A 22,575-nucleotide genomic window follows, 5' to 3' on the forward strand; every position below is an offset into this window, starting at 1 on the left:
CGGTGGTCGGCTCGGGCCGGCTCAACCCTCCTGGCGGAGGAGGACGACGGCCGAGTGGCCGGCGAGCCGGACGAGGTCGCCCTCGGTGCTCACGTCGCCGACGGTGACCAGGGTCTCGAGCGCACCGCCGCCCGCCTCGACCTCGCTCGGGGTGGCGCTGAAGTTGGCCACGACCACCACGGCCCCGCGCTCCAGCTTGAGCCAGCCGCCGTCGTCGTCCGACGTCGCCCGGCCGTGGTCGAAGCGGGGGTCGGTGAGGTCCGGGTGGCTCCGCCGGATCCGCAGCAGCTCGGTGGTGAGCTCCAGCAGCCGGGCGTGGTCACCCGTCGTCGTCTCGGCCCAGTCGAGCTTGGAGCGGGTGAACGTCTCCGGGTCCTGGGGGTTCGGGACGTCGGAGGTGTCCCACTCCATGTCCGCGAACTCCTCGAGGCGGCCCTTGGCCACGGCCTCGCCGAGCTCGTGCTCGGGGTGGGAGGTGAAGAACTGCCACGGCGTCGAGGCGCCCCACTCGTCGCCCATGAAGATCATCGGCGTGAACGGGCTGAGCAGGGTCAGCACCGCGGCGATGCCCAGCTGCTCGGTGCTGAGGGTGGCTGACAGCCGCTGGCCGGTCGCCCGGTTGCCGATCTGGTCGTGGTTGTCCCAGCAGACCACCAGCCGCCAGGTCGGCGTGCGGAACGTGTCGATCGGCTGCCCGTGCGAGCGGTGCCGGAAGCTCGACCGGGTGCCGTCGTGGAAGTAGCCGGCCTCGAACACCTTGCCGAGGGCGGCCAGGGAGTCGAAGTCGGCGTAGTAGCCGCTGGTGTCCCCGGTCAGGCTGACGTAGAGGGCGTGGTGGAAGTCGTCGCTCCACTGGGCCGTCAGGCCGTACCCGCCGCCCTCGCGCGCGGTGATGAGCCGCGGGTCGTTGAGGTCCGACTCGGCGATCAGCGGCAGCGGCCGGCCGACGAAGGCGCTCAGCGCGTCGACCTCGACGGCCATCTCCTCGAGGATGTGCATGGCCCGGTGGTCGGCCAGGGCGTGCACCGCGTCGAGCCGGAGGCCGTCGACGTGGAAGTCGCGCAGCCACATCAAGACGTTGTCGATGATGTAGCGGCGGACCTCGTCGGACTCCGGTCCGTCCAGGTTGGGCGACTCGCCCCAGGTGTTGGCGCCGGCGGCGTTCAGGTAGGGCCCGAACTCCGGCAGGTAGTTCCCGCTGGGGCCCATGTGGTTGTAGACGACGTCCTGGAGGACGCCCAGTCCGCGCTCGTGGCAGGCGTCGACGAAGCGCTGGTAGCCCTCGGGGCCGCCGTAGGCCTCGTGCACGGTGTACCAGAGCACGCCGTCGTAGCCCCAGTTGTGCACGCCGTTGAAGTCGTTGACCGGCATGACCTCGACGAAGTCGACGCCCAGGGCCACGAGGTGGTCGAGCTTGCCGATCGCGGCGTCGAGGGTGCCCTCGGGGGTGAAGGTGCCGACGTGCATCTCGTAGATGACGCCGCCGGCCAGCTGGCGACCGGTCCACTTGTCGTCGGTCCAGCCGAAGGCCGTCGCGTCGTAGGTGCGCGACCAGCCGTGCACCCCCTCGGGCTGCCGCTGCGAGCGGGGGTCGGCGAGGACGGTGCCGGAGTCGCCGAGCACGTAGCCGTAGTCGAACTCCCCCTGCCCGTCCTGGGGCAGCGGCGCCGCGGGGCGCCACCAGCCCTCCTCGTCGCGCTCCATCGGGATCCGGCTCTGCTCGCCCGGGCCCTCGGACCCGACCGGGCGGATCCGCAGCTCGACGGACTCCGGCAACGGAGCCCAGACGGCGAAGTCGAAGGTTGTCACAGTTCACACCCCACAAGGACTGGTTCAGGCACCAAGGTGATGCCGTACGTGCTCTCCACCCCGGCGCGGATCTGCCGGGCGAGGCGGAGGAGGTCGCTCGCCCTCGCCGACCCGCGGTTGGTCAGGGCGAGCGAGTGCTTGTCCGATACCCGCGCGGGCCCCTCCCCGAAACCCCGGCCGTAGCCGGCGCGCTCGATCAGCCAGGCGGCGCTGGTCTTGACCCGGCCGTCGGGCTGGGGGAAGCGCGGGGCGTCGGCGGGCAGGGCGTCGGCCTGCGCGGGCGCGAGGACCGGGTTGGTGAAGAAGGAGCCGGCGCTCCAGGTGTCGGGGTCGGCGTCGTCGAGCACCATCCCCTTGCCGCGGCGCAGCGCGAGCACCGCCTCCGCGACGTCGCGGGCCGGCGCGCGCTCCCCCACCGCGATGCCGAGCGCGCGCGCCAGCTCCGGGTAGCGGACGGGCGCCGACAGCGAGCCGAGCTTCAGCTGGAACGTCACGGCCAGGACGAGGTGGCGACCGGGCTCGCTCTTGAACCGCGAGGACCGGTAGCCGAACTGGCACTCGACGGCGAAGAACGTGCGGATCGCGCCGGTGCTGCGGTCCAGCGTCCGCACGGTGGTGATCAGCTGACCGACCTCGGTGCCGTAGGCGCCGACGTTCTGGATCGGCGTGCCGCCGACCGAGCCGGGGATGCCGGCGAGGGTCTCCAGACCGGCGTACTCGTGCTCGAGGGTGTGGCGGACCAGGTCCTCCCACGGCTCGCCGGCGGCGACGGTGAGCACCGCACCCGAGCAGGCGGCGACGTCCTCGGCCACGCCCCGGGTCGCGACCTTGACGACGGTGCCGTCGAAGCCCTCGTCGCCGACCAGGACGTTGGAGCCGCCCCCGAGCACCAGCACCGGTTCGCCGGCGGCGTCGAGCTCGCGGACCGTCTGCACCAGGGCGGCCTCGTCGGCCCGCACGAGCACCCGGCGCGCGGGCCCCCCGACCCGCAGCGTGGTGTGCGCCGCCAGCGAGGTGGAGACCGCCTCGACCGACGCCTCAGCCACCGAGCTCGACCTGGACGCGGGCGGCGCCCAGCACCTTCTGACCGGCGCTGACGACCTCGAGGCCGACGGTGGCCAGGGTGCCCTCGAGCGCGACGACCGTGCCGGTGACGACCACCTCGGCCCCGACCCCGTCGTCGGGCACGACGACGGGCTTGGTGAAGCGGGCGGCGTAGGACCGGACGCGGCCGGGGTCGCCCACCCAGGCGGTGACGACGCGGAGCGCGGTGCCCATCGTCAGCAGGCCGTGCGCGACGACGCCGGGCAGCCCGACGGCCGCCGCGAAGTGCTCGGAGTGGTGGATCGGGTTGAAGTCGCCCGAGGCGCCGGCGTAGCGGACCAGGTCGGTGCGGCTCAGCCGGACCGTCAGCGGCGGCAGGACGTCGCCGACGGCGACGCCGGCCGGCAGAGCGCTCATGCGCCGGGCTCGCGGCTGTGGAAGAAGGTGGCGACGGCGGTGGCGACCGGCTCGTCGTCGAGGGTCCGGACGGCGACCGACGCGCCGATGATGTCGGCGGAGTCGCGGACGCGGACCTTGTCGATGGTCAGGGTCCCGGTCACCCGGTCGCCGACGCGCAGGGCCCGGTGCAGGTCGAAGCGCTGGTCCCCGTGCACGATCCGGCGCAGGGCCAGGTCGAGCTCCGGGTCGTCGAACAGGGCCTGCCAGGCGGTGGCCGCGATGACGGCGACGAAGGTCGGCGGGGCGACGGCGGTGGCCCCGGCGTAGCGGGGGTCGTCGTCGCCCAGGGCCGCGGCGAACTCGGCGACCTTGGCCACGGTCACCTCGTACGGCTCGGTCGGCGGGTAGGTCCGCCCGACGTGCTCCTGCGCGATGGCCATGGCACCACGCTAACGGAGTCCCGCGCGCTGCCGCGCCTGCGCGTGGCGCCGCAAGACCAGGGGCGCGGCCAGGTCGCCCAGCGGCGGCAGCAGGACCCAGCCGCGCTCGCGGGCCAGCGTGGCCAACGGGGCGAGCAGCAGGCCCGGCGCGAGGAACAGGGGCACCAGGGCCACCCGGTCCCCGAGCTCGGGCAGCACCGCGGCCGGGCGGGGGTCGGTGGTGGCGAAGGCCGCGCGGGCCCGGCCACCCCGGTGCCGGGCGAGGCGCTCGGCGAGGTCGTGCACGGCCTCGTTGGCCGCGGCGGTGGAGGACCCGACGGCGTAGAGGAGGACGTCGTGGTCCCCGGGCACGGCTGCCTGCGCCAGGCTCGCCCGGACCAGCTCCAGGGTGTCCTCGCCGGTGCCGAGGACGTCGGCGAGGACCAGCTCGAGACCGGTGGCCGCGGACGCCGCCGCCACCGCCTCGGGGACGTCGACGGTGGCGTGGAAGGCGACGGTGAACAGCAGGGGGACGACGACGGCGCTGCGGTGGCCGGTGGCCACCAGCGCGGCGGCGGTGGTCGTCAGGTCGGGGGCGGCGAGGTCGAGGAAGGCCGGCCGGGCGTCGACGCCGCCGTTCGCGGAGACCAGGCCCATCAGCTGCTCGACGGCGCGGGTGCCCTCGGCGTGCCGGCTGCCGTGCGCCAGCCCCACCAGGGCGGGTCCGGCCCCGGAAACGGACGAGCCGCCCGCGTCAGCGGACGGCTCGGTCGTGGGTCGGTGACCCGGCATGCGCGTGGCGCTCAGCGGGTCTCGCGGTGCGCGGTGTGGGTGTGGCAGCGCGGGCAGAACTTCTTCAGCTCCATCCGGTCGGGGTCGTTCCGCCGGTTCTTCTTGGTGATGTAGTTCCGCTCCTTGCACACCGTGCAGGCCATCGTGATCTTCGGCCGGACGTCGGAGGACTTCGCCATCTCGTGATCCTTCGTTCTTCTCGGTTGCTCGAACCTACTGGGTGATGCTCGAGCGGGTCGTCCCGCAGGACGGGTCGTGCTGGTCCCTCGTGGTGGGCCACCTGGTAGCGGGAGCGGGACTCGAACCCGCGACACAGCGATTATGAGCCGCTTGCTCTACCACCTGAGCTATCCCGCTCTGGGTCCACCCCAGGTCGCCGGCAGGTCAACGGCCCGGACCGGGCACGTATTCCTGCCGGGCGCGAGGCCGTGGAGCGGCCTCACCGGAGGAGTCTCCGAGCCCCCATGCGGATTCGAACCGCAGACCTTCTCCTTACCATGGAGATGCTCTACCGACTGAGCTATAGGGGCGCACCGGGCCGGCCCCGAGGGGCTGGACCGACAACCGAAGATACACACCCACCCCAGGTGGGCGCCAATCCTCGCGTGGCAGGTGTTGGGTTCGAACCAACGTAGGCGATGCCGGCAGATTTACAGTCTGCTCCCTTTGGCCACTCGGGCAACCTGCCGTGCCGGCGATCCAGGATCGGTCGGCGGGAAGGAACAATAGCAACTCCGGTCCCGGTGGGCGAACTGGTCACCGGGCTCGTGCGGCCGGCGGGCGTCGTCGGCCATGATGAGGACGAGCGGCGGGCCCACCCGCGCGGCAGCACGAGCCGCCTCCCCGTCGCACGCACCTGAGGAGGACCGGCCGTGGCATCGGAGAGCTCGATGGACGTCGTCAGCAAGGTCGACCGCCAGGAGGTCGACAACGCGCTCAACCAGGCGGCGAAGGAGGTGCACCAGCGCTTCGACTTCAAGAACACCGACGCCTCGATCCGCTGGTCGGGCGAGACGATCGAGATCGAGGCCGTCTCCGAGGAGCGGGCCAAGGCCGTCCTCGACGTCTTCCAGTCCAAGCTGGTCAAGCGCGGCATCAGCCTCAAGTCCCTGGACGCCGGTGAGCCCCGCTCCTCCGGCAAGCTCTACAAGATCACCGCGACCACCACCGAGGGCATCAGCCAGGAGAACGCCAAGAAGGTCACCAAGCTCATCCGCGACGAGGGCCCCAAGGGCGTCAAGGCGCAGATCCAGGGGGACGAGCTGCGGGTGAGCAGCAAGAGCCGTGACGACCTGCAGGCCGTCCAGGCCCTGGTCAAGGCCCAGGACTACGACTTCGCGGTGCAGTTCACGAACTACCGCTAGCCGTCAGGGCCGCGCGCCGCACGGCCGGGCGCGGGCGCTCCGGGCGGGGCCCGCCGTCCTAGGATGAGCGGGCCCCGGCCCCCGTGCCGGTCGCCCGCCAGCGAAGGAGCCGGTATGAGCAGCGCCCCCCTCACCCCGCCCGGGCCGATGCACGACCACCGGCCCGACCCGGTCGTCAGCATCGACTACGAGGAGCGGGCGCGCGGGCTGCTGCCGCCGCACATCAGCGCCTACATCGGCGCGGCCGCCGGCTCGGGCGGCGGCTCGGCCGAGGGCACCGCCGACTGGTCGGCGGTGCGGTTCCGGCCCCGCGCCCTGCAGGACCTCCGGACCATCGACACCCGGACGACGGTCCTCGGCACCCCGGTGGAGACGCCGGTGCTCGTCGCCCCGATGGCCCAGCAGCTGGGGGCCCACCCCGAGGGCGAGGCGGTGATGGCCCGCGCGGCCGCCGCCGCCGGCAGCCTGCTCGGCGTCTCGACCAACGTCGCCGTCCCCTTCTCCACCATCGCGGCCGCCGGGGCGCCGTGGTGGTTCCAGGTCTACGTGATGCGCGACCACGGGCTGACCGAGCTGCTGGTCCGCCGCGCCGTCGAGCACGGCGCCCGGGCGCTGCTGCTGACCGTCGACATGGTGGCGCTGCTGCCGGCGACGGTGAACCCGCGGCAGTGGCCGGAGGGCCCGGCCAAGTCCCGGCTCACCAACCTCACCGCCGCCGAGCTGGCCGCGGCGGGCCCCGGCGCCGTCGACATGGACGCCGGGATCAGCCTCGCCACCATCGGCTGGCTGCGGGAGATGAGCGGGTTGCCCGTGCTGGTCAAGGGCGTGCTCCGCGGTGACGACGCCGCGGCCTGCGTCGACGCGGGGGCAGCCGGCGTCATCGTGTCCACCCACGGCGGCCGCCGTCTGGGTCCGTCGGTGACCGCGGCCCGGGCGCTGCCGGAGGTGGTCGCCGCCGTCGGGGACGCCGGCGAGGTCTACGCCGACAGCGGCCTCCGGTCCGCCGAGCACGTCGCGGCGGCGCTGGCCCTGGGGGCCCGGGCGGTCTTCGTCGGCCGGCCCGCCCTGTGGGCGCTCGCCGCGGACGGCGAGACCGGCGTGCAGACCGTGCTGGACGGGCTGACCGGGGAGCTCCGCCAGGTGATGACCCAGCTCGGCGCGCCGTCGCTCGACCGGCTGACGCGCGATCTGGTCGCCTGAGAGGCTGGGCCGGTGAGCTCCCCCGCGCCGCACGCCAGCTGCCCCGTCCGCAAGCTCGACCCGGAGGCCTCGGCCGGCGGGCCGCCGCTGGAGCACGTCCGCGGCGACGGCCCGGAACGCTTCGTCGTCCGCTCCTTCGACGTCGCCCGGCAGGTGCTGCGGGAGCCGGAGGCCACCACCCAGGCCGGGTTCGGCGCCGAGGGGGTGCTGGCGGGCAGCCAGACGCCGCGGAAGGTGCGCGCGGGCCGGACCCGGAGCGCGATGCGGCCGCCGATCCTGTTCCTCGAGGGCGCGCAGCACCGCGACCAGCGCAAGGCGGCCGCCCGCTTCTTCGCACCCAAGGTGACCGAGGGCTACCGGCCGATGATGGAGACGCTGGCCGCGGAGCTGGTGGACGGGATCCGGGCCGAGCGCGCCGTCGACCTCAGCCGGCTGTCGATGGGGATGGCCGTGGAGGTGGTCGCGCGGGTCGTCGGGCTCACCGCCTCGTCCCGGCGCGGCATGAGCCGCCGGCTCAGCAGCCTCTTCGACGGCGACCCCCTGGCCGCCGGGAGCGGGCTGGCGGGGCGGCTGCGCGCCGTCCGCGCCGGGACCGCCACGGCCCGCTTCTACTGGCAGGACGTGAAGCCCGCGATCCGGGCCCGGCGGCGCAAGCCGCAGGAGGACGTCATCAGCCAGCTGCTGTCCGACGGCTTCCGCGACCTGGACGTGCTCACCGAGTGCCTCACCTACGGCGCGGCCGGCATGGTGACGACCCGCGAGTTCATCTGCGTCGCCGCCTGGCACCTGTTCGACGACCCGGCGCTGCTGGCCCGCTACCGGGCCGGCGACCGCGAGGCGCGGCAGGCGCTGCTGCAGGAGACGCTGCGGCTGGAGCCCGTCGTCGGGCACCTCTACCGCCGGCTGCGGGAGCCGCTGGTGGTGGCGGTCGAGGGCGTCGAGCAGACCCTGCCGGCCGGGGCCCTCGTCGACCTCGACCTGCGCGCCGCGAACGCCGACGGGGCCACCGTCGGCGAGGAGCCGCTGAGCCTCTGCCCGGCCCGGCCGCTGCCGCGGGCGGTGCCGCCCGCGCTGATGAGCTTCGGCGACGGCCACCACCGCTGCCCCGGCGCCCCGATCGCCATCATGGAGAGCGAGATCTTCCTCAGCGCGCTGTTCGCCCACGACGTCGTCGCCGAGGGCCCGCCCCGGGTGGCCTGGAACCCCGTCTCCCAGGGTTACGACCTGGACCGGCTGATGGTGCGGCGGGCGGCATGACGTCCCGGATCAGCCACACCAGCGTCGACAGCCGGGACGCCTGCGCCCAGTCGCGCTGGTGGGGTGACGTGCTCGGCTTCACCGAGGACCCGCGCGACCCCAACGAGCCGGGTCACGAGGAGTGCATGGTCTTCTCCCCCGACGGCCGGACACGGCTGCTGTTCATCGAGGTGCCGGAGGGCAAGTCGGTCAAGAACCGCCTGCACCTGGACCTGCGGCCGACCGACGGCACCCGCGAGCAGGAGGTCGAGCGGCTGCTCGGTCTCGGCGCCACCCTGGTGGCCGACCTGCGCCGGCCCGACGGCGGCGGCTGGGTCACCCTGGCCGACCCGGAGGGCAACGAGTTCTGCGTGCTGCGCGGCGTCACGGAGGCCACGGACCCGTACGCGCACCTGGTGAGCGACGGCAAGCCCTTTCCGTCCTAGGCTGACGTCCGTGCTGCTGCCCCGACCGCGCTCGGTCTCCCGCCGTCCCGACGTCTCGTTCACGCTGACGCCCGACCTCGCCGTCGACGGCCCGCCCGGCTGGGCCGGGATCGCCCGTCGGCTGCTGTCCCCCGGGACCGGGCTGGAGCTGCCCCGGGCCGAGGGCGGGGCCCTGCGGCTGCGGGCGGACGAGGAGCTCCCCGTCGAGGCCTACCGCCTCGTGGTGGACGCCGACGGCATCACCATCACCGCCGGGGACGACGCCGGGGTGAACTGGGCGGTGCAGACGCTCCGCCAGCTGCTGCCCGCGGCCGTGCTGCGGCCGGCGCCGAGCGGCGCGGCGCTGGTGGTCGAGGGGGTCGAGGTCGACGACGCCCCGGTCTACGCCTGGCGCGGCGTGCACCTCGACGTCGCCCGGCACTTCATGCCGCTGGCCGACGTCTTCCGGATGGTCGACCTGATCGCGCTGCACAAGTACAACGTGCTGCACCTGCACCTGACCGAGGACCAGGGCTGGCGCTTCGAGTCGAAGCGCTACCCGCGGCTGCAGGAGGTGGCCAGCTGGCGCCGGGAGACCCGCCGGCCGGCCGACGCGGAGGGCGACGGCACCCCGCACGGCGGCTTCTACACCCAGGACCAGCTGCGCGCGCTCGTCGCGTACGCCGGGCAGCGGGGCGTCACCGTCGTCCCCGAGCTGGAGTTCCCCGGTCACGTGTGCGGCGTGCTGGCCGCCTACCCCGAGCTGGGCAACCACCCGGAGACGGGCTACGCGACCGCGACCACCTTCGGCATCTTCGACGAGGTGCTCAACCTCGACGACGCCACCATGAAGGTGGTCTACGACCTGTTCGAGGAGCTGCTGGACGTCTTCCCCAGCCGCTACGTCCACGTCGGCGGCGACGAGTGCCCGCGGACCGAGTGGCTGGCCAGCGAGGACGCCGCGCGGCTCGCCGCGTCCCGCGGGCTGAGCGGCCCCGACCAGCTGCAGCGCTGGTTCACCACCGAGCTGGGCGCCTGGCTGGCCGAGCGGGGGCGGATCCTCGTGGGCTGGGACGAGATCGCCGACGACGGACCCGTCGCCGACTCCGTCGTCATGGCCTGGCGGGACTCCTCCTACGGCCGGGCCGCGACGGCCGCCGGGCTGCCGACGGTGATGGCGCCGATGACCCACCTGTACTTCGACTTCTACCCCAGCGACTCCGACGACGAGCAGTACGCCATCGGCGGCCTGAGCACGGTCGAGAACGTCTACGGCTTCGACCCGCTGGACGGCATCCCGGTGGAGTCGCACCCGCTGGTGCTGGGCACCCAGTGCCAGCTGTGGACCGAGTACATGCCGACCACGCGGCGCGTCGACTACATGCTCTTCCCCCGGGCGTGCGCGCACGCGGAGGTCGCCTGGTCGACGCCGGAGGGCCGGTCCTGGGACGAGTTCGAGCCCCGGCTGACCGCCCACCTCGAGCGGCTCGACGCCCTCGGGGTGGACTACCGGCCCCTCACCGGACCGCGGCCCTGGCAGCAGGGCGGCACCGGCCGGCTGCGTCGTCCCGACGCGCACCGCCAGGGCGTCCGGGCCTAGCGGCGCAGCCCGGTGAGTGCTGAGGACCTGCAGCTCTGACGGCCGCCAGGACGCCACTCCTCAGCACTCGCTCGACCCACCGCTCCCCGAGCCGGTCAGCTCGTCGATCCCGTGCCGCAGGAGCAGGGCGCTGGAGGCGGCGGCGGTGTGCTGGGGCTCCCAGGCCAGGGCGTCGAAGGGGCACTCGTCGACGCAGATGCCGCAGTACATGCACAGGCTCCAGTCGATCTCGAAGCGGTCCAGGACGTTGCGGGTCCGCTCGCGGGCGCCGGCCGGCAGGTCGGGGACGGGCTCGGTGTGGGAGTCGATGGTGATGCACCAGGCGGGGCACTCCCGCGCGCAGACCATGCAGGAGGTGCAGGCCGGCTCGACCAGCCGGATGGAGCCGTGGTCGCTCACCCGTCCGTTCCCGTCCCGCGCCGAGCGCCTCCGGTCCGGCGGCGCACCCGCCCGCCGACGGCCGACCCGGCCACCTCGTCCGGGTTCGCCGGTCCCGCCTCGGGGTCGCGGTCGCCCCAGACGGCCGGGTCGGGCACACCGGGTGGGACCATCCGGCGTCGGCTCGGGGACGCGGCGCTCTCCCCCGGCTCCTTGGCGCCGGGCCAGGCCAGCGCGGTCCGCGCGCCGAGCACCGCGTCCTTGCGCAGCGGCGCCCCCGCGAACTCCGCCCCCAGCAGCAGCCGGCGCGGGTCGCCGCCGGTGAACGTGAGCCCGAACATCTCGGCGGCCTCCCGCTCGTGCCAGGCCGCCCCGGCGACGAGGTCGCGGAGGGTGTCCAGCGCGCCGCCGTCGCGGGGCACCTCGGTGCTGAGCCGCCGTGTCTCCGCCGGCCGGTCGAGGGCCCGCAGCACGACGACGACGCGGAGCACGTCCGCGCGGCCGACCTCGTCCACCACGCCCAGCCACTCGAAGAAGGTGAAGCCCGCGGCCAGCGCCTCGGCGACGGACACCGACCACGCCTCCGGCGGCACCGCGACGACGCTCACGCCGCGAGCCGGAGGTCGTCGAGCACCGACTGCAGCGCCTCGGGCGGCGGCGGGCAGCCGGGGACGTAGACGTCCACCGGCACCAGGGCGTCGACCCCCTTGGTGACGGCGTAGGAGTCCCAGTACGGGCCGCCCGAGGACGCGCAGACCCCGAGGGCGACGACGGTCGGCGGGGTGCCGGTCAGGGTGGCGCACGCGTCGACCAGGGCGGCGACCGCGGGCGCCAGCCGGTCGGTGACGGTGCCGGAGACGACCACGACGACCCGGGCGCCGGCGGGCAGGACCGTCGGCAGGGCGGCGGCCGAGAGGCTGGCCGCCTCGAGCTCGAGGCTGCAGCACGCGAGGCCGATCTCCAGCACGTGCAGCGTCGCGTCGCCGTACCAGTCCAGCCACCGCATGGGGAACACGCTAACCCGATCCGCTGTTGCGTCTGCGGCAGGAGTTCCCAGCCGATGGATGGTCGGGTGCGCGGGTTAGGGCTGCCTTATCATGGATCGCTGGGCTGGTGGCCGCGACGGCCGTCGGTACCGAGCATCCGTGGGCGGCCTCTGCTCCGAACCACCTCTGGCCCTCGGCCGTGCCCCGCGTCCTGCGGGGCACCACACGTCAAGACTCCGTCCGACACAGAAGGGCACGTAGCTGTGAAGCAGGTCCACACCCTCGACCGCGTCGTCATCCGGTTCGCCGGGGACTCCGGGGACGGGATGCAGCTGACCGGCGACCGGTTCACCGCTGACTCCGCCGTCTTCGGCAACGACATCTCGACGCTGCCGAACTTCCCGGCCGAGATCCGGGCGCCCCAGGGCACGCTGCCCGGCGTCTCCAGCTTCCAGCTGCACTTCGCGAACTACGACATCATGACGCCGGGCGACCGGCCGGACGTGCTCGTGGCCATGAACCCCGCGGCGCTCAAGGCCAACATGGCCGACCTCCCGCGCGGCGCCGTGATCATCGCCGACACCGCCGACTTCACCAAGCGCAACCTCGCCAAGGTCGGCTACGCGGAGAACCCGCTCGAGGACGACAGCCTCGCGGACTACCAGGTGCACGCCCTGGACCTGACGGGCATGACCGTCGCCGCCGTCAAGCCGTTCGGGCTGAGCCGCAAGGACGCCTCGCGGGCCAAGAACATGTTCGCGCTGGGGCTGCTGTCCTGGCTGTACCACCGCCCCACCGAGGGCACCCTGGCGTTCCTGACCCGCAAGTTCGCCACCAAGCCGGACATCCGCGACGCCAACGTCACCGCCTTCAAGACCGGCTACGCCTTCGGCGAGACGACCGAGGTGTTCGCCGTCCGCTACGAGGTCGCCCCGGCCCCGATGCCGGCCGGCCGCTACCGCCAGATCAACGGCAACACCGCGCTCGCGCTGGGCCTGGTGACGGCGGCCCGCAAGGCGGACCTGCCGCTGTTCCTCGGCGCCTACCCGATCACGCCGGCGTCGGACGTGCTGCACGAGCTGAGCAAGCACAAGCGCTTCGGCGTCACGACCTTCCAGGCCGAGGACGAGATCGCGGGCGTCGGCGCGGCCCTGGGGGCCAGCTTCGCCGGGCACCTCGGCGTCACCACCAGCTCCGGCCCGGGCATCGCCCTCAAGGCCGAGACGATCGGCCTCGCCGTGATGACCGAGCTGCCGCTCGTCGTCGTCGACGTGCAGCGCGCCGGTCCCAGCACCGGGATGCCCACCAAGACCGAGCAGTCGGACCTGCTGCAGGTGATGTACGGCCGCAACGGCGAGGCGCCGGTGCCCGTGCTCGCGGCGCAGTCGCCCTCCGACTGCTTCGACACCGCGGTGGAGGCCGTGCGGATCGCGGTGAAGTACCGCACCCCGGTGATGCTGCTGTCCGACGGCTACATCGCCAACGGGGCCGAGCCGTGGCACGTGCCCGACCTGGCCGCCATCCCGCCGATCGACCCGGGTTTCGCCACCGAGGCCAACAGCACCGACGTCAAGGGCGAGCCGGCGTTCCTGCCCTACCTGCGCGACCCCGAGACGCTGGCCCGGCCGTGGGCCAAGCCGGGCACCGACGGCCTGCAGCACCGGATCGGCGGCATCGAGAAGGCGAAGGACACCGGCGCCGTCTCCTACGACCCCGCCAACCACGACGAGATGGTCCGCACCCGCCAGGCCAAGATCGACGGCATCGTCCGTGACATCCCCGACCTCGTGGTCGACGACCCGGCCGACGCCGAGGGCCGCACCGCGCGCGTCCTCGTGCTGGGCTGGGGCTCGACCTACGGGCCGGTGACCGCGGCCGTCCGCCGGGTCCGCAACGGCGGCCGTCAGGTCGCGCAGACCCACCTGCGCCACCTCAACCCGTTCCCGGGCAACCTCGGTGAGGTGCTGCGCCGCTACGACCGCGTGATCGTGCCCGAGATGAACCTCGGCCAGCTCGCCATGATGCTGCGCGCCAGGTACCTGGTGGACGTGCACAGCTACTCCCGCGTCCGCGGACTGCCGATCTCGCTCAGCGAGCTGGCCCGCGACCTCGAGTCCGAGATCGACGCCCTGCCCGGCGGGCACCCGGACCTCGGCCCCTCCCCCGACCCGGCCGACGAGCTCGCGACCCCCACCCTCAGCACTGAAGGAGTCCCCGCGTGACCACGCTCGACCGCCCCTCGACCGCCCCCGGCAGCAGCCCCCGATCGGGCCTCGCCGGCGTGCCGCTGTCGCTGGAGCCGCTCACCCGCAAGGACTTCACCTCCGACCAGGAGGTGCGCTGGTGCCCGGGCTGCGGCGACTACGCCGTGCTCGCCGCGTTCCAGGGCTTCATGCCCGAGCTGGGCATCAAGAAGGAGAACACGGTCATCGTGTCGGGCATCGGCTGCTCGTCGCGGTTCCCGTACTACGTCGACTCCTACGGCATGCACTCGATCCACGGCCGGGCGACGGCGATCGCCACCGGCGTGGCCACCGCCCGCGAGGACGCCGCGGTGTTCGTGATCACCGGGGACGGCGACGCGCTGTCCATCGGCGGGAACCACCTGATCCACATCCTCCGCCGCAACGTCAACGTGACGATCCTGCTGTTCAACAACCGGATCTACGGCCTGACCAAGGGCCAGTACTCCCCCACCTCCGAGATCGGCAAGGTCACCAAGTCGACGCCGCTGGGGTCGCTGGACAACCCGTTCAACCCGGTGTCGCTCGCCCTGGGGGCCGAGGCGACCTTCGTCGCCCGGACGATCGACTCCGACCGGAAGCACCTCACCTCGGTGCTGCGGGCGGCGGCGGCGCACCGCGGCACCTCACTGGTGGAGATCTACCAGAACTGCCCGATCTTCAACGACAACGCCTTCGACGCGCTGAAGGACCCGAGCACGTCGGCCGACGCGATCATCCCGCTGGTGCACGGCGAGCCGATCCGCTTCGGCACCGACGACCGGCTGGGCGTCGTCCGCGACCCCGCCACCGGGGAGTTCCGCGTCGTCGAGGTGGCCCCGCCGGGCGAAGCCCCGGCTCCCGGGAGCCAGCAGGTCGGCGCCGAGGCGCTGGTCGTGCACGACGCGCACCTCCAGGACCCGTCCTACGCGTTCGGGCTCTCCCGGCTCACCGATGCCGGGGTGCTGCACCGCGCGCCGATCGGCATCTTCCGTGACGTGGCCGCACCGGCCTACGACGACCTCGCGCGGGAGCAGGTGGCCCTGGCGGCCACCGGCGGCGGCAGCGACGACGACGCCCTCCAGTCGCTCATCAACGGTGGGGACACCTGGGTGGTCAGCTGAGGCGGTCCTGCCTCAGCCTGCCCGGTGCGCGCGCACCGGGCTGAGAGCGGTGTATTTTGACCCGCAGGGGCCAGGTCGGCGCGCAGGCAGCGCCGGGTTCGGCCCTCGTGCGAGTCCGCGGTGCGCCGGGTGTCGGGGGATGCCACCAGATCGTCGATCCCCCAACCTCTCGAGGACACCGTGCGCAGCACTTCCCTCCCGATCGGCGCCCTCCTGTGGTGGGGATGCCTCCTCTTCGCCGTGGTCGCGCTCGGAGTCGGCGCGGTCGGCGTCTCCAGCGTCCGGGGCACGGCCGCGACCGCCCAGCACCTGGCCGATGACGAGCTCGCCACCCTGGAGGTCACCACCCAGCTGGGCCACAGCTCCAAGAACCTGCAGCTGGGCCTGCAGGCCCTCGCCCTCAGCCCGGATCGCGGGCGGCGTGTGCAGCTCGCCGGGACGATCTACAACGAGCTGATGCCTGCCACGGAGAGCGCCCTGGTCGAGCTCGAACGGGTCCACGGGGCCGACCACCCGACGGCCCGGGCCGAGCTCACGCTCCTCGGGCAGCGGTGGGCGGGAGTGCGGAGCCTCATCAACTCCAGCCGACGACCGGCCGGTCAACCGGTCGACAGCGCCGTGGCGGACGAGCTCGCCGACGCCTTCGCACCCTTCGACGCCCAGATCGAGGAGCTGGCGGCGGGCGAGCAGGAGGACGCGGCGGTGGACGAGGCCGTCGCCGGCCGGCGGCAGAGGCGGGCCGAGTCGGTGATCGCGGGCGCCGTGGCCGCGGCGCTGCTGGCCATCGGCGGCTTCGGGTGGTTCGCGCGCTGGCGCTTCCGGCGCGCGGCCGAGCCGGCCCACAAGCAGGCGCAGTTCAGCGGCGCGCTCCAGCTCGCGGAGAGCGAGGAGGAGGCGCACGGCCTGCTGCGCCGCCACCTCCAGCGGATGGTCCGGGGGTCCGAGGTCACCGTCCTCAACCGCAACAACAGTGCCGACCGCCTGCAGGCCGTCACGCCCCTCGCCCCGGACTCGGCCCTGCGGGCCGGCCTGGAGCACGCTGAGCCGCGATCCTGCCTCGCCGTCCGCTCCGGAGCGGCTCACGAGGAGGACCACCAGGGCCTGCTCGCCTGCGCCGTCTGCGGTGGAGGTGCTGCCCGCTCTCTCTGCACCCCTCTCACCGTGGGTGGCGAGGTCATCGGGGCGGTGCTCGTCGGGCAGGTGGCCGCCTTCGACGCGGCGACCCGCGAACGGGTCCGCGACTCCGTCGGCCAGGCCGCCCCGGTCCTGGCCAACCTCCGCAACCTGGCGCTGGCGGAGCAGAGGGCCGCGACGGACTCGCTCACCGGGCTGCCGAACAAGCGGATGGTCGGGGACGCGCTCAAGCGCCTGCTGGCCGCCGCCACCCGCAGCTCCACGCCCCTCACCCTGCTGATGCTGGACCTGGACCACTTCCGCGCGATCAACGAGCGCTTCGGCCACCCCGTCGGGGACCAGGCGCTGGCCAACGTGGGCGCCGCTCTGCGGTCCACCCTCCGCGAGGGCGACTTCGCCGGACGGAACGGCGGCGAGGAGTTCATGATCGCGCTGCCCGACACCGACCTGGAGGGCGGGGTCGTGGCGGCCGAGAAGATCCGTGCGGCGGTGGCGCAGGTCACCATGCCGGGCGTCGACCTGAAGGTCACGGCCAGCATCGGGGTGGCGGCCTACCCCCAGCACGCGACCAGCGCCGACCGGCTGGAGCGGTCGGCCGACTCCGCCCTCTACGTCGCCAAGCGGTCCGGTCGCAACCGGGTGGAGGTGGCCACGCGTCCGGTCGAGAGGACCGTGCCCGACGACGCCCGCGAGCTGGCCTCCGACGGCCGCGAGCCGGCCCTCGTCGTCGCGCCGTCACGCGGCACGTCGTCGTAGCGGCTCGCCCCGCTCGAGGACCTGCCCGCGCTCGAGCGGCGTCCAGCTCAGCCGACGGTGACCCGGCCGGCCTCGACCGACCAGCTCTGGTCGAGGCTGACGTTGCCGAGCAGCCGGCGGTCGTGGCTGACCAGCAGCAGGGCCCCGTCGTAGGAGGCGAGGGCCTGCTCCAGCTGCTCGATGGCCGGCAGGTCGAGGTGGTTGGTGGGCTCGTCGAGCACGAGCAGGTTCACCCCGCGCGCCTGCAGCAGGGCCAGCGCGGCCCGCGTCCGCTCCCCCGGCGACAGCCGGCCGACGAGCCGGGTGACCTGGTCGGCCTTGAGGCCGAACTTGGCCAGCAGGGTGCGGATCGCGCCCGCGTCCATCGACGGCACCACGGCCTCGAACGCGGTGCCGAGCGGCAGGTCCTCCGCCAGCCCGGTGCGGGCCTGGTCGATCTCGCCGACGGCGACCGAGGCCCCGAGCGCCGCCCGCCCCTCGTCGGGCCGCAGCCGGCCGAGCAGCAGCTCCAGCAGCGTCGTCTTGCCCGCCCCGTTGGGTCCGGTGATGCCGATCCGGTCGCGCGCGTCCACCTGCAGCGACACCGGCCCGAAGGTGAAGTCCCCGCGGCGCAGCACGGCGCCGTCCAGGACGGCGACCACGGAGCTCGACCGCGGGGCGGCGCCGACGGTGAACCGCAGCGCCCACTCCTTGCGGGGCTCCTCGACCTCCTCCAGCCGGGCGATCCGCGACTCCATCTGGCGGACCTTCTGGCCCTGCTTCTCCGAGGACTCCACGCTGGCCTTGCGGCGGATCTTGTCGTTGTCCGGGTTCTTCCTGATCGCGTTGCGGACGCCCTGGGAGCTCCACTCGCGCTGCGTGCGCATCCGCGACACCAGGTCGGACTTCTTGTCGGCGAACTCCTCGTAGGCCTCGCGGGCGTGCCGGCGGGCGACCTCGCGCTCGTGCAGGTAGGCGTCGTAGCCGCCGTCGTGCACCGCCACCTGGTGCTGCGCGAGGTCCAGCTCGACGACGCGGGTGACCACGCGGGACAGGAACTCCCGGTCGTGGCTGACCAGCACCACCCCGCTGCGCAGCCCGCGGACGAACGACTCGAGCGTCTCCAGCCCGGCCAGGTCCAGGTCGTTGGTCGGCTCGTCCAGCAGCACGAGGTCGAAGCGGCTGAGCAGCAGCGCGGCCAGGCCGGCGCGGGCGGCCTGGCCGCCCGACAGGCTGGTCATCAGGGCGTCGGGTCCGGCGTCCAGGCCGAGGTCGGCGAGCACCGCCGGGAAGCGGTCGTCGAGGTCGGGAGCGCCGCTGGCCAGCCAGCGGTCCAGCGCGAGCGCGTACGCGTCGTCGGCGCCCGGGACGTCCGAGCCGAGCGCGGCGGCGGTCGCCTCCATGGCCGCGGTCGCCTCGGCGGCCCCGGTCCGGCGGGCGAGGTAGCCGGCGACCGTCTCGCCGGGCACCCGCTCGTGCTCCTGCGGCAACCAGCCGACGAAGGCGTCGCCCGGCGCGGTGCTCACCGTCCCGGCCAGCGGCTCCAGGGCCCCGGAGAGGATCCGGAGCAGGGTCGACTTGCCCGCCCCGTTCGCCCCCACGACGCCGACGACGTCCCCGGGCCCGACGCTGAGGTCGAGCTCCTCGAACAGCGTCTGGTGCGCGTAGCCACCCGCCAGGCCCTTCGCCACCAGAGATGCGCTCACCGGCCCATCGTAGGGAGGGCGGCCACGGCGGCCGCACCCTCTCCGCCGGAACCCACCCGGTGGGCCCGGCCCGGCGGCGCCCGCGGGGTGCGCGAGACTGAGCGGATGCCGGAGAACTCCCTGCCCGCCTCCCTGCCCTGGATCGAGCGGCTGGTCGCGATCGACACCACCAGCCGCAACTCCAACCTCGAGCTGGTCGAGGTGCTGGAGGAGGAGATGGCCCGGCTGGGCCTGGCCCCGGAGCGGATCCCGGACGCCACGGGCACGAAGGCCAACCTGGTGCTCACCCTGCCCGCGGCGGACGGCAGCACCGGCGGCGGGGTCGTGCTGTCGGGGCACACCGACGTCGTCCCCGTGGACGGCCAGACCTGGAGCAGCGACCCGTTCGTGCCCGAGGTGCGCGACGGGCGGCTCTACGGCCGCGGCACCGCCGACATGAAGTCGTTCATCGCGGTGATCATGCACAAGCTGCCGGAGCTGGCGGCCGCGGCGCTCGCGGAGCCGGTGCACCTGGCCTTCTCCTACGACGAGGAGGTCGGCTGCCTCGGCGGCGCCCAGATCGCGGCGGCGCTCGGCGCCCGGCCGGAGCCGCCGCGGGTCTGCGTCGTCGGCGAGCCGTCCAGCATGCGGGTGATCGCGGGCCACAAGTCCAGCAACCTCGTCGAGCTGGCCTTCCACGGCCGCTCCGCGCACTCCTCCCTCACCCCGCAGGGCGTCAACGCGATCGAGTACGCGGCCCGCCTGGTCACCGCCGTCCGCGACCTGGCCGACCAGCGCCGCACGGAGGGCCCGTACGACGAGGCCTACGTCGTCCCCTTCACCACGGCGGGCGTCAACGTCGTCAGCGGCGGCATCGCGACCAACACCGTCCCCGAGCTGTGCACCGTCCGCTACGAGTTCCGGACCGTGGCCGAGGACGACCCGGAGGCGGTCATCGCGGAGATCACCGCCGTGGCCCGCCGGCTGGAGGCCGAGATGCGGGCGGAGCACCCGTCCGCCTCCGTGGAGGTCCGGGTGATGGCCCAGGTGCCCAGCCTCGACGCGAGCCCCGACGGCCCGGCCGCGCAGCTGGCCGTCGAGCTCGGTGGCACGGCCTCGACCGACAAGGTCACCTACGGCACCGAGGCCGGCCAGTTCGCGCAGGCCGGCATCGACGCCGTCGTCTGCGGTCCGGGCGACATCGCGCAGGCGCACGCCGCCGACGAGTACATCGAGCTCGACCAGGTGGTGGCGTGCGAGCAGTTCGTCGACGCGCTGCTCGCCCGACTGACCCGCACCGACGGCTGAGGAGCACCCATGAGCCAGACCACCGCCACCGCGACCACGCTGACGCCGGAGCAGCGGAGCACCGCCCGCCGCGCCGTCGTCGCCTCGTCCATGGGCAACGCCCTGGAGTGGTTCGACATCATCGTGTACGCCTCGTTCGCGGTGGTGATCAGCCGGCTGTTCTTCCCGGAGGCGGGCGGCGCGACCGGGCTGCTCTTCACCTTCGGCGCCTTCGCCACGTCGTACCTGATCCGGCCGCTCGGCGCGCTGGTGCTCGGCTCCTACGCCGACCGCTCGGGCCGCAAGGCGGCGCTGACGGTGACCATCGCGATCATGACCGTCGGCACGGCGATCATGGCCTTCGCCCCGACCGCCGCCACCATCGGCGCGGCGGCGGGCCTGGTCATCCTGCTGTCCCGGTTGCTGCAGGGCTTCTCGGCCGGTGGCGAGTTCGGCACGGCGACCACCTTCCTGGTGGAGAACGCCCCGCACCGCAAGGCCTTCTACGCCTCCTGGCAGGTGGCGACCCAGGGGCTGGCCATGCTGCTGGCCTCGCTCTTCGGGTTCGGGCTCAACTACTTGCTCACGACCGCCCAGCTCGACGCCTGGGGCTGGCGGATCCCCTTCTTCTTCGGCCTGCTGGTGGGCCCGGTGGGCTTGTACATCCGGCTCAAGATGGACGAGACCCCGGAGTTCGCCGCGGCGGAGAAGGTGAAGTCCCCGGTGGTGCGCACCCTCGTCGACCACACCGGCCGCGTGCTCAGCGCCGCCGCCGCCGTCGGGTTGGCCTCGATCTCGGTGTACCTGATCCTCTACATGCCCACCTTCGCCGTCAGCAACCTCGAGCTCCCCCGCTACGCCGGCTTCCTCGGCGGCATCATCAGCGGCCTCGTCAGCTTCGTGGGCGTGCCGTTCGTGGGCCGGCTGGCCGACCGCGTCGGGCCGCTGCGGATCATGCTGCCGGCGGCGCTCGTCTCGCTGGTCCTCGCGCTGCCGCTCTTCCTCCTCCTGGTGGCGAACCCGTCGGTGCTGGTCCTGACGCTCGTGCAGGTGGTGCTGGGCATCCAGATGGCGTTCTACTTCGGCCCCCTGCCGGCGCTGCTGTCCTTCATGTACCCGACGGCGATCCGCACCACCGGGCTCTCGATCTCCTACAACCTGGGCGTGACGCTGTTCGGCGGCTTCGCGCCCATCATCCTGACGTGGCTGATCGACGCCAGCGGCAGCCTGCTGTCCCCCAGCTACTACTTCATGGCCGTGGCCGTCGTGTCGATCACCGGCCTGCTGGTCATCCGGAGCCGGGGCTACGTGCACCGCTGAGCCCCGCGCGGAGGCGGCGCGTAGGGTTCGGCGCATGCCTGATGAGCCGCTCGAAGACGTCGACGTCCGCAACAACCGGGAGTCGCGCGCCGCCTCCGCCTCCCACGCCAGCCCGGTCGCCCGGGCCAGCGACGGCGGGGCCGTGCCCCGCGAGGCCCCCGGGGCCGGTGACCTGCCCGAGCCCGTGCTCGACGGCACGGCGGACGGCAACCCGATCTCCGGCGTGACGATCAGCGAGGCCGACCTCGACGACGCCGTGCAGGCCGACACCGGCCCCGAGGAGCCGGGCGGCCGGGGACGTCAGGGACGCTGAGCCGGTCGTCCGCCCGGGCCTCACCGCAGCACCGGGGCCCGCAGCTCACCAGGGGGCCGCGACCCCCAGCTCGGCCGCGGCCGCCCCGAGCAGGGCGCGGTGCTCCTCCCCGACCGGGATGCCGGCAGCGCGGGCGGCCCGCTCGCGCTCGGCCTCGATGCCGCCCGGCAGGTAGGTGCCCTGGCCGGCGGTGACGGGGCGGAGCGTCCACACGGCGCGGACGTAGGCGTCCATCTCGGCCCTGAAGTGCTCCGGCTCGGCGAACAGCGCGATCTTGAGCAGGACCACCATCGACCCCTGGTTGGCCCCGGGCCAGCGGCGCTCGGCGCGAACCGGGTCGAGGGGGACGCCGGCCAGCAGCCCGCCCCAGGCCTGGCAGACCGCGCCCAGCCCGATCGCCCGGTGCACGAGCCCCGGCGCGAGCCTCGCGATCTCGTCCCGGTGCGGTGAGTCGGCGTAGAGGTCGTGCATCGCCCCGAAGTCCAGGACCAGCGGGTCCTCCTCGCCCGTCGGCGCGGTGAAGGCCATCGGCGAGCCGCCGGCGGCGCTGTGGACCGGGTCGCCGGGGCGCAGGTCGAGCTGGTGGCCGGACGTGACGAAGCAGAGGACGTCGTGGCCGAGCGTCATGCGGGCGTACAGCCCGGCCGCCCCGAAGTGCCCGTGCTGCCGGGTGACCAGGACGGCGACGTCGCTGTCGGCGACCTTGTCGAGCAGCCGTCGGGTGCCCTCCGCGGCGGCGAAGTAGCCGAGTCCGCCGTCGCCGTCGACGAGCAGGCTGTTCGCGGTCTCGCGGACGACGGCCGGCTCCGGTGCCGGGTTGAGCGAGCCGTCCCGGACCAGCCGGACGTAGGTGGCCAGCTGCTGGGTCCCGTGGCTGAGCACACCGCGCAGGTCGTTCGCGGTCAGCAGCTCGGCGAGCAGCGTCGCCCGCTGCGCCGGCATGCCCGCCGCCACCCCGAGCTCGGCGGCGAAGCGCTCCATCGCCGCAGCCTCGACCCGGACGAACGCCTCCGGCGGGATGTTCACGGGGCTCCTCGGGGTGGTCGGGTGGGCGGTCCGGAGGAGTCTGGCAGGCGTGCCTCGGCCACGCCACGGCGCTCCCT

The 22,575-nt window shown here is 73.9% G+C and carries 22 protein-coding genes and 3 tRNA genes; 11 read left to right on the plus strand and 14 right to left on the minus strand.

Annotated elements, in window-relative coordinates; genetic code table 11:
* Positions 1-21: 21 nt before the first annotated feature.
* The 9 genes from treZ to BLT72_RS17890 all read right to left on the minus strand — a co-directional run bounded on the left by treZ (position 22) and on the right by BLT72_RS17890 (position 5,151).
* Entirely contained in the window at positions 22-1,809 is a 1,788-nt protein-coding gene (gene treZ, locus BLT72_RS17850) for a malto-oligosyltrehalose trehalohydrolase (RefSeq protein ID WP_091414516.1), read from the minus strand.
* Complete coding sequence (locus BLT72_RS17855) at positions 1,806-2,855, minus strand: UDP-N-acetylmuramate dehydrogenase (protein WP_091414518.1); 1,050 nt, start codon at positions 2,853-2,855, stop codon at positions 1,806-1,808. Before BLT72_RS17855 ends, treZ begins: the two co-directional genes overlap by 4 nt.
* Positions 2,848-3,270, minus strand: coding sequence for a MaoC family dehydratase (locus BLT72_RS17860; RefSeq protein ID WP_091414520.1), 423 nt, complete (start codon positions 3,268-3,270; stop codon positions 2,848-2,850). The genes BLT72_RS17855 and BLT72_RS17860 overlap by 8 nt, the downstream gene beginning before the upstream one ends.
* Positions 3,267-3,692, minus strand: a complete 426-nt coding sequence (locus BLT72_RS17865; RefSeq protein WP_091414522.1) for an FAS1-like dehydratase domain-containing protein — start codon at positions 3,690-3,692, stop codon at positions 3,267-3,269. The genes BLT72_RS17860 and BLT72_RS17865 overlap by 4 nt, the downstream gene beginning before the upstream one ends.
* Positions 3,693-3,701: 9 nt before the next feature.
* Entirely contained in the window at positions 3,702-4,385 is a 684-nt protein-coding gene (locus BLT72_RS17870; RefSeq protein ID WP_157720555.1) for a sirohydrochlorin chelatase, read from the minus strand.
* Positions 4,386-4,474: 89 nt separating this feature from the next.
* The gene (rpmG, locus tag BLT72_RS17875) at positions 4,475-4,642 is read right to left on the minus strand and encodes a 50S ribosomal protein L33 (protein WP_091414526.1); all 168 of its coding nucleotides are present in this window, start codon (positions 4,640-4,642) and stop codon (positions 4,475-4,477) included.
* Positions 4,643-4,744: 102 nt separating this feature from the next.
* Positions 4,745-4,820: transfer RNA gene (locus tag BLT72_RS17880), tRNA-Met, on the minus strand.
* A gap of 100 nt (positions 4,821-4,920) precedes the next feature.
* Positions 4,921-4,993 (minus strand) — tRNA-Thr (locus tag BLT72_RS17885).
* 76 nt (positions 4,994-5,069) lie between these two features.
* A tRNA-Tyr gene (locus tag BLT72_RS17890) sits at positions 5,070-5,151 on the minus strand.
* Positions 5,152-5,335: 184 nt separating this feature from the next.
* Here BLT72_RS17890 and BLT72_RS17895 point away from each other — a divergent pair.
* From BLT72_RS17895 to BLT72_RS17915, 5 genes are all read left to right on the plus strand, one after another.
* Entirely contained in the window at positions 5,336-5,827 is a 492-nt protein-coding gene (locus BLT72_RS17895; protein ID WP_231930128.1) for a YajQ family cyclic di-GMP-binding protein, read from the plus strand.
* Between the two features lie 114 nt (positions 5,828-5,941).
* Complete coding sequence (locus tag BLT72_RS17900; protein WP_197677081.1) at positions 5,942-7,027, plus strand: alpha-hydroxy acid oxidase; 1,086 nt, start codon at positions 5,942-5,944, stop codon at positions 7,025-7,027.
* Between the two features lie 12 nt (positions 7,028-7,039).
* On the plus strand, positions 7,040-8,284 hold the full coding sequence (locus BLT72_RS17905) for a cytochrome P450 (RefSeq protein WP_091414530.1): 1,245 nt from the start codon (positions 7,040-7,042) through the stop codon (positions 8,282-8,284).
* Positions 8,281-8,709, plus strand: coding sequence for a VOC family protein (locus BLT72_RS17910; RefSeq protein ID WP_091414532.1), 429 nt, complete (start codon positions 8,281-8,283; stop codon positions 8,707-8,709). Before BLT72_RS17905 ends, BLT72_RS17910 begins: the two co-directional genes overlap by 4 nt.
* 10 nt (positions 8,710-8,719) lie before the next feature.
* Complete coding sequence (locus BLT72_RS17915; protein WP_091414533.1) at positions 8,720-10,288, plus strand: beta-N-acetylhexosaminidase; 1,569 nt, start codon at positions 8,720-8,722, stop codon at positions 10,286-10,288.
* Positions 10,289-10,348: 60 nt separating this feature from the next.
* Here BLT72_RS17915 and BLT72_RS17920 read toward each other — a convergent pair whose 3' ends face one another.
* The 3 genes from BLT72_RS17920 to BLT72_RS23175 are packed head-to-tail and all read right to left on the minus strand — an operon-like array spanning position 10,349 to position 11,672.
* The gene (locus BLT72_RS17920; protein WP_342587375.1) at positions 10,349-10,687 is read right to left on the minus strand and encodes a 4Fe-4S binding protein; all 339 of its coding nucleotides are present in this window, start codon (positions 10,685-10,687) and stop codon (positions 10,349-10,351) included.
* The gene (locus BLT72_RS17925; RefSeq protein ID WP_157720556.1) at positions 10,684-11,274 is read right to left on the minus strand and encodes an NADH-quinone oxidoreductase subunit C; all 591 of its coding nucleotides are present in this window, start codon (positions 11,272-11,274) and stop codon (positions 10,684-10,686) included. Before BLT72_RS17925 ends, BLT72_RS17920 begins: the two co-directional genes overlap by 4 nt.
* The gene (locus BLT72_RS23175) at positions 11,271-11,672 is read right to left on the minus strand and encodes an NADH-quinone oxidoreductase subunit B family protein (protein WP_091414537.1); all 402 of its coding nucleotides are present in this window, start codon (positions 11,670-11,672) and stop codon (positions 11,271-11,273) included. The genes BLT72_RS17925 and BLT72_RS23175 overlap by 4 nt, the downstream gene beginning before the upstream one ends.
* Positions 11,673-11,915: 243 nt before the next feature.
* Here BLT72_RS23175 and BLT72_RS17935 point away from each other — a divergent pair, with 243 nt between their 5' ends.
* The 3 genes from BLT72_RS17935 (at position 11,916) to BLT72_RS17945 (ending at position 16,888) form a co-directional block, all read left to right on the plus strand.
* Entirely contained in the window at positions 11,916-13,874 is a 1,959-nt protein-coding gene (locus tag BLT72_RS17935; protein WP_172826109.1) for a 2-oxoacid:acceptor oxidoreductase subunit alpha, read from the plus strand.
* Positions 13,871-14,998 (plus strand): 2-oxoacid:ferredoxin oxidoreductase subunit beta, encoded by a 1,128-nt coding sequence (locus BLT72_RS17940; protein WP_172826111.1) that lies wholly within the window; start codon positions 13,871-13,873, stop codon positions 14,996-14,998. Before BLT72_RS17935 ends, BLT72_RS17940 begins: the two co-directional genes overlap by 4 nt.
* A gap of 180 nt (positions 14,999-15,178) precedes the next feature.
* The gene (locus tag BLT72_RS17945; RefSeq protein WP_091414539.1) at positions 15,179-16,888 is read left to right on the plus strand and encodes a GGDEF domain-containing protein; all 1,710 of its coding nucleotides are present in this window, start codon (positions 15,179-15,181) and stop codon (positions 16,886-16,888) included.
* Positions 16,889-16,935: 47 nt separating this feature from the next.
* Here BLT72_RS17945 and BLT72_RS17950 read toward each other — a convergent pair whose 3' ends face one another.
* Positions 16,936-18,573 (minus strand): ABC-F family ATP-binding cassette domain-containing protein, encoded by a 1,638-nt coding sequence (locus BLT72_RS17950; protein WP_091414541.1) that lies wholly within the window; start codon positions 18,571-18,573, stop codon positions 16,936-16,938.
* A 105-nt stretch (positions 18,574-18,678) separates the two neighbouring features.
* Here BLT72_RS17950 and argE point away from each other — a divergent pair, with 105 nt between their 5' ends.
* Genes argE through BLT72_RS17965 form a run of 3 tightly spaced genes read left to right on the plus strand, consistent with a single transcriptional unit; the run spans position 18,679 to position 21,472 of the window.
* A complete protein-coding gene (gene argE, locus BLT72_RS17955; RefSeq protein ID WP_091414543.1) occupies positions 18,679-19,860 on the plus strand; it encodes an acetylornithine deacetylase in 1,182 nt (393 codons plus the stop codon).
* 9 nt (positions 19,861-19,869) lie between these two features.
* A complete protein-coding gene (locus BLT72_RS17960) occupies positions 19,870-21,159 on the plus strand; it encodes an MFS transporter (RefSeq protein WP_091414546.1) in 1,290 nt (429 codons plus the stop codon).
* A gap of 34 nt (positions 21,160-21,193) precedes the next feature.
* Complete coding sequence (locus BLT72_RS17965) at positions 21,194-21,472, plus strand: hypothetical protein (RefSeq protein ID WP_091414548.1); 279 nt, start codon at positions 21,194-21,196, stop codon at positions 21,470-21,472.
* A gap of 45 nt (positions 21,473-21,517) precedes the next feature.
* On the opposite strand, the gene BLT72_RS17970 is transcribed toward BLT72_RS17965, so the two are convergent.
* Positions 21,518-22,498, minus strand: coding sequence for an Ldh family oxidoreductase (locus BLT72_RS17970; RefSeq protein WP_091414550.1), 981 nt, complete (start codon positions 22,496-22,498; stop codon positions 21,518-21,520).
* Positions 22,499-22,575 lie beyond the last annotated feature (77 nt).

Origin of the sequence: Friedmanniella luteola, assembly GCF_900105065.1 — a bacterium.
Classification (GTDB): domain Bacteria; phylum Actinomycetota; class Actinomycetes; order Propionibacteriales; family Propionibacteriaceae; genus Microlunatus; species Microlunatus luteolus.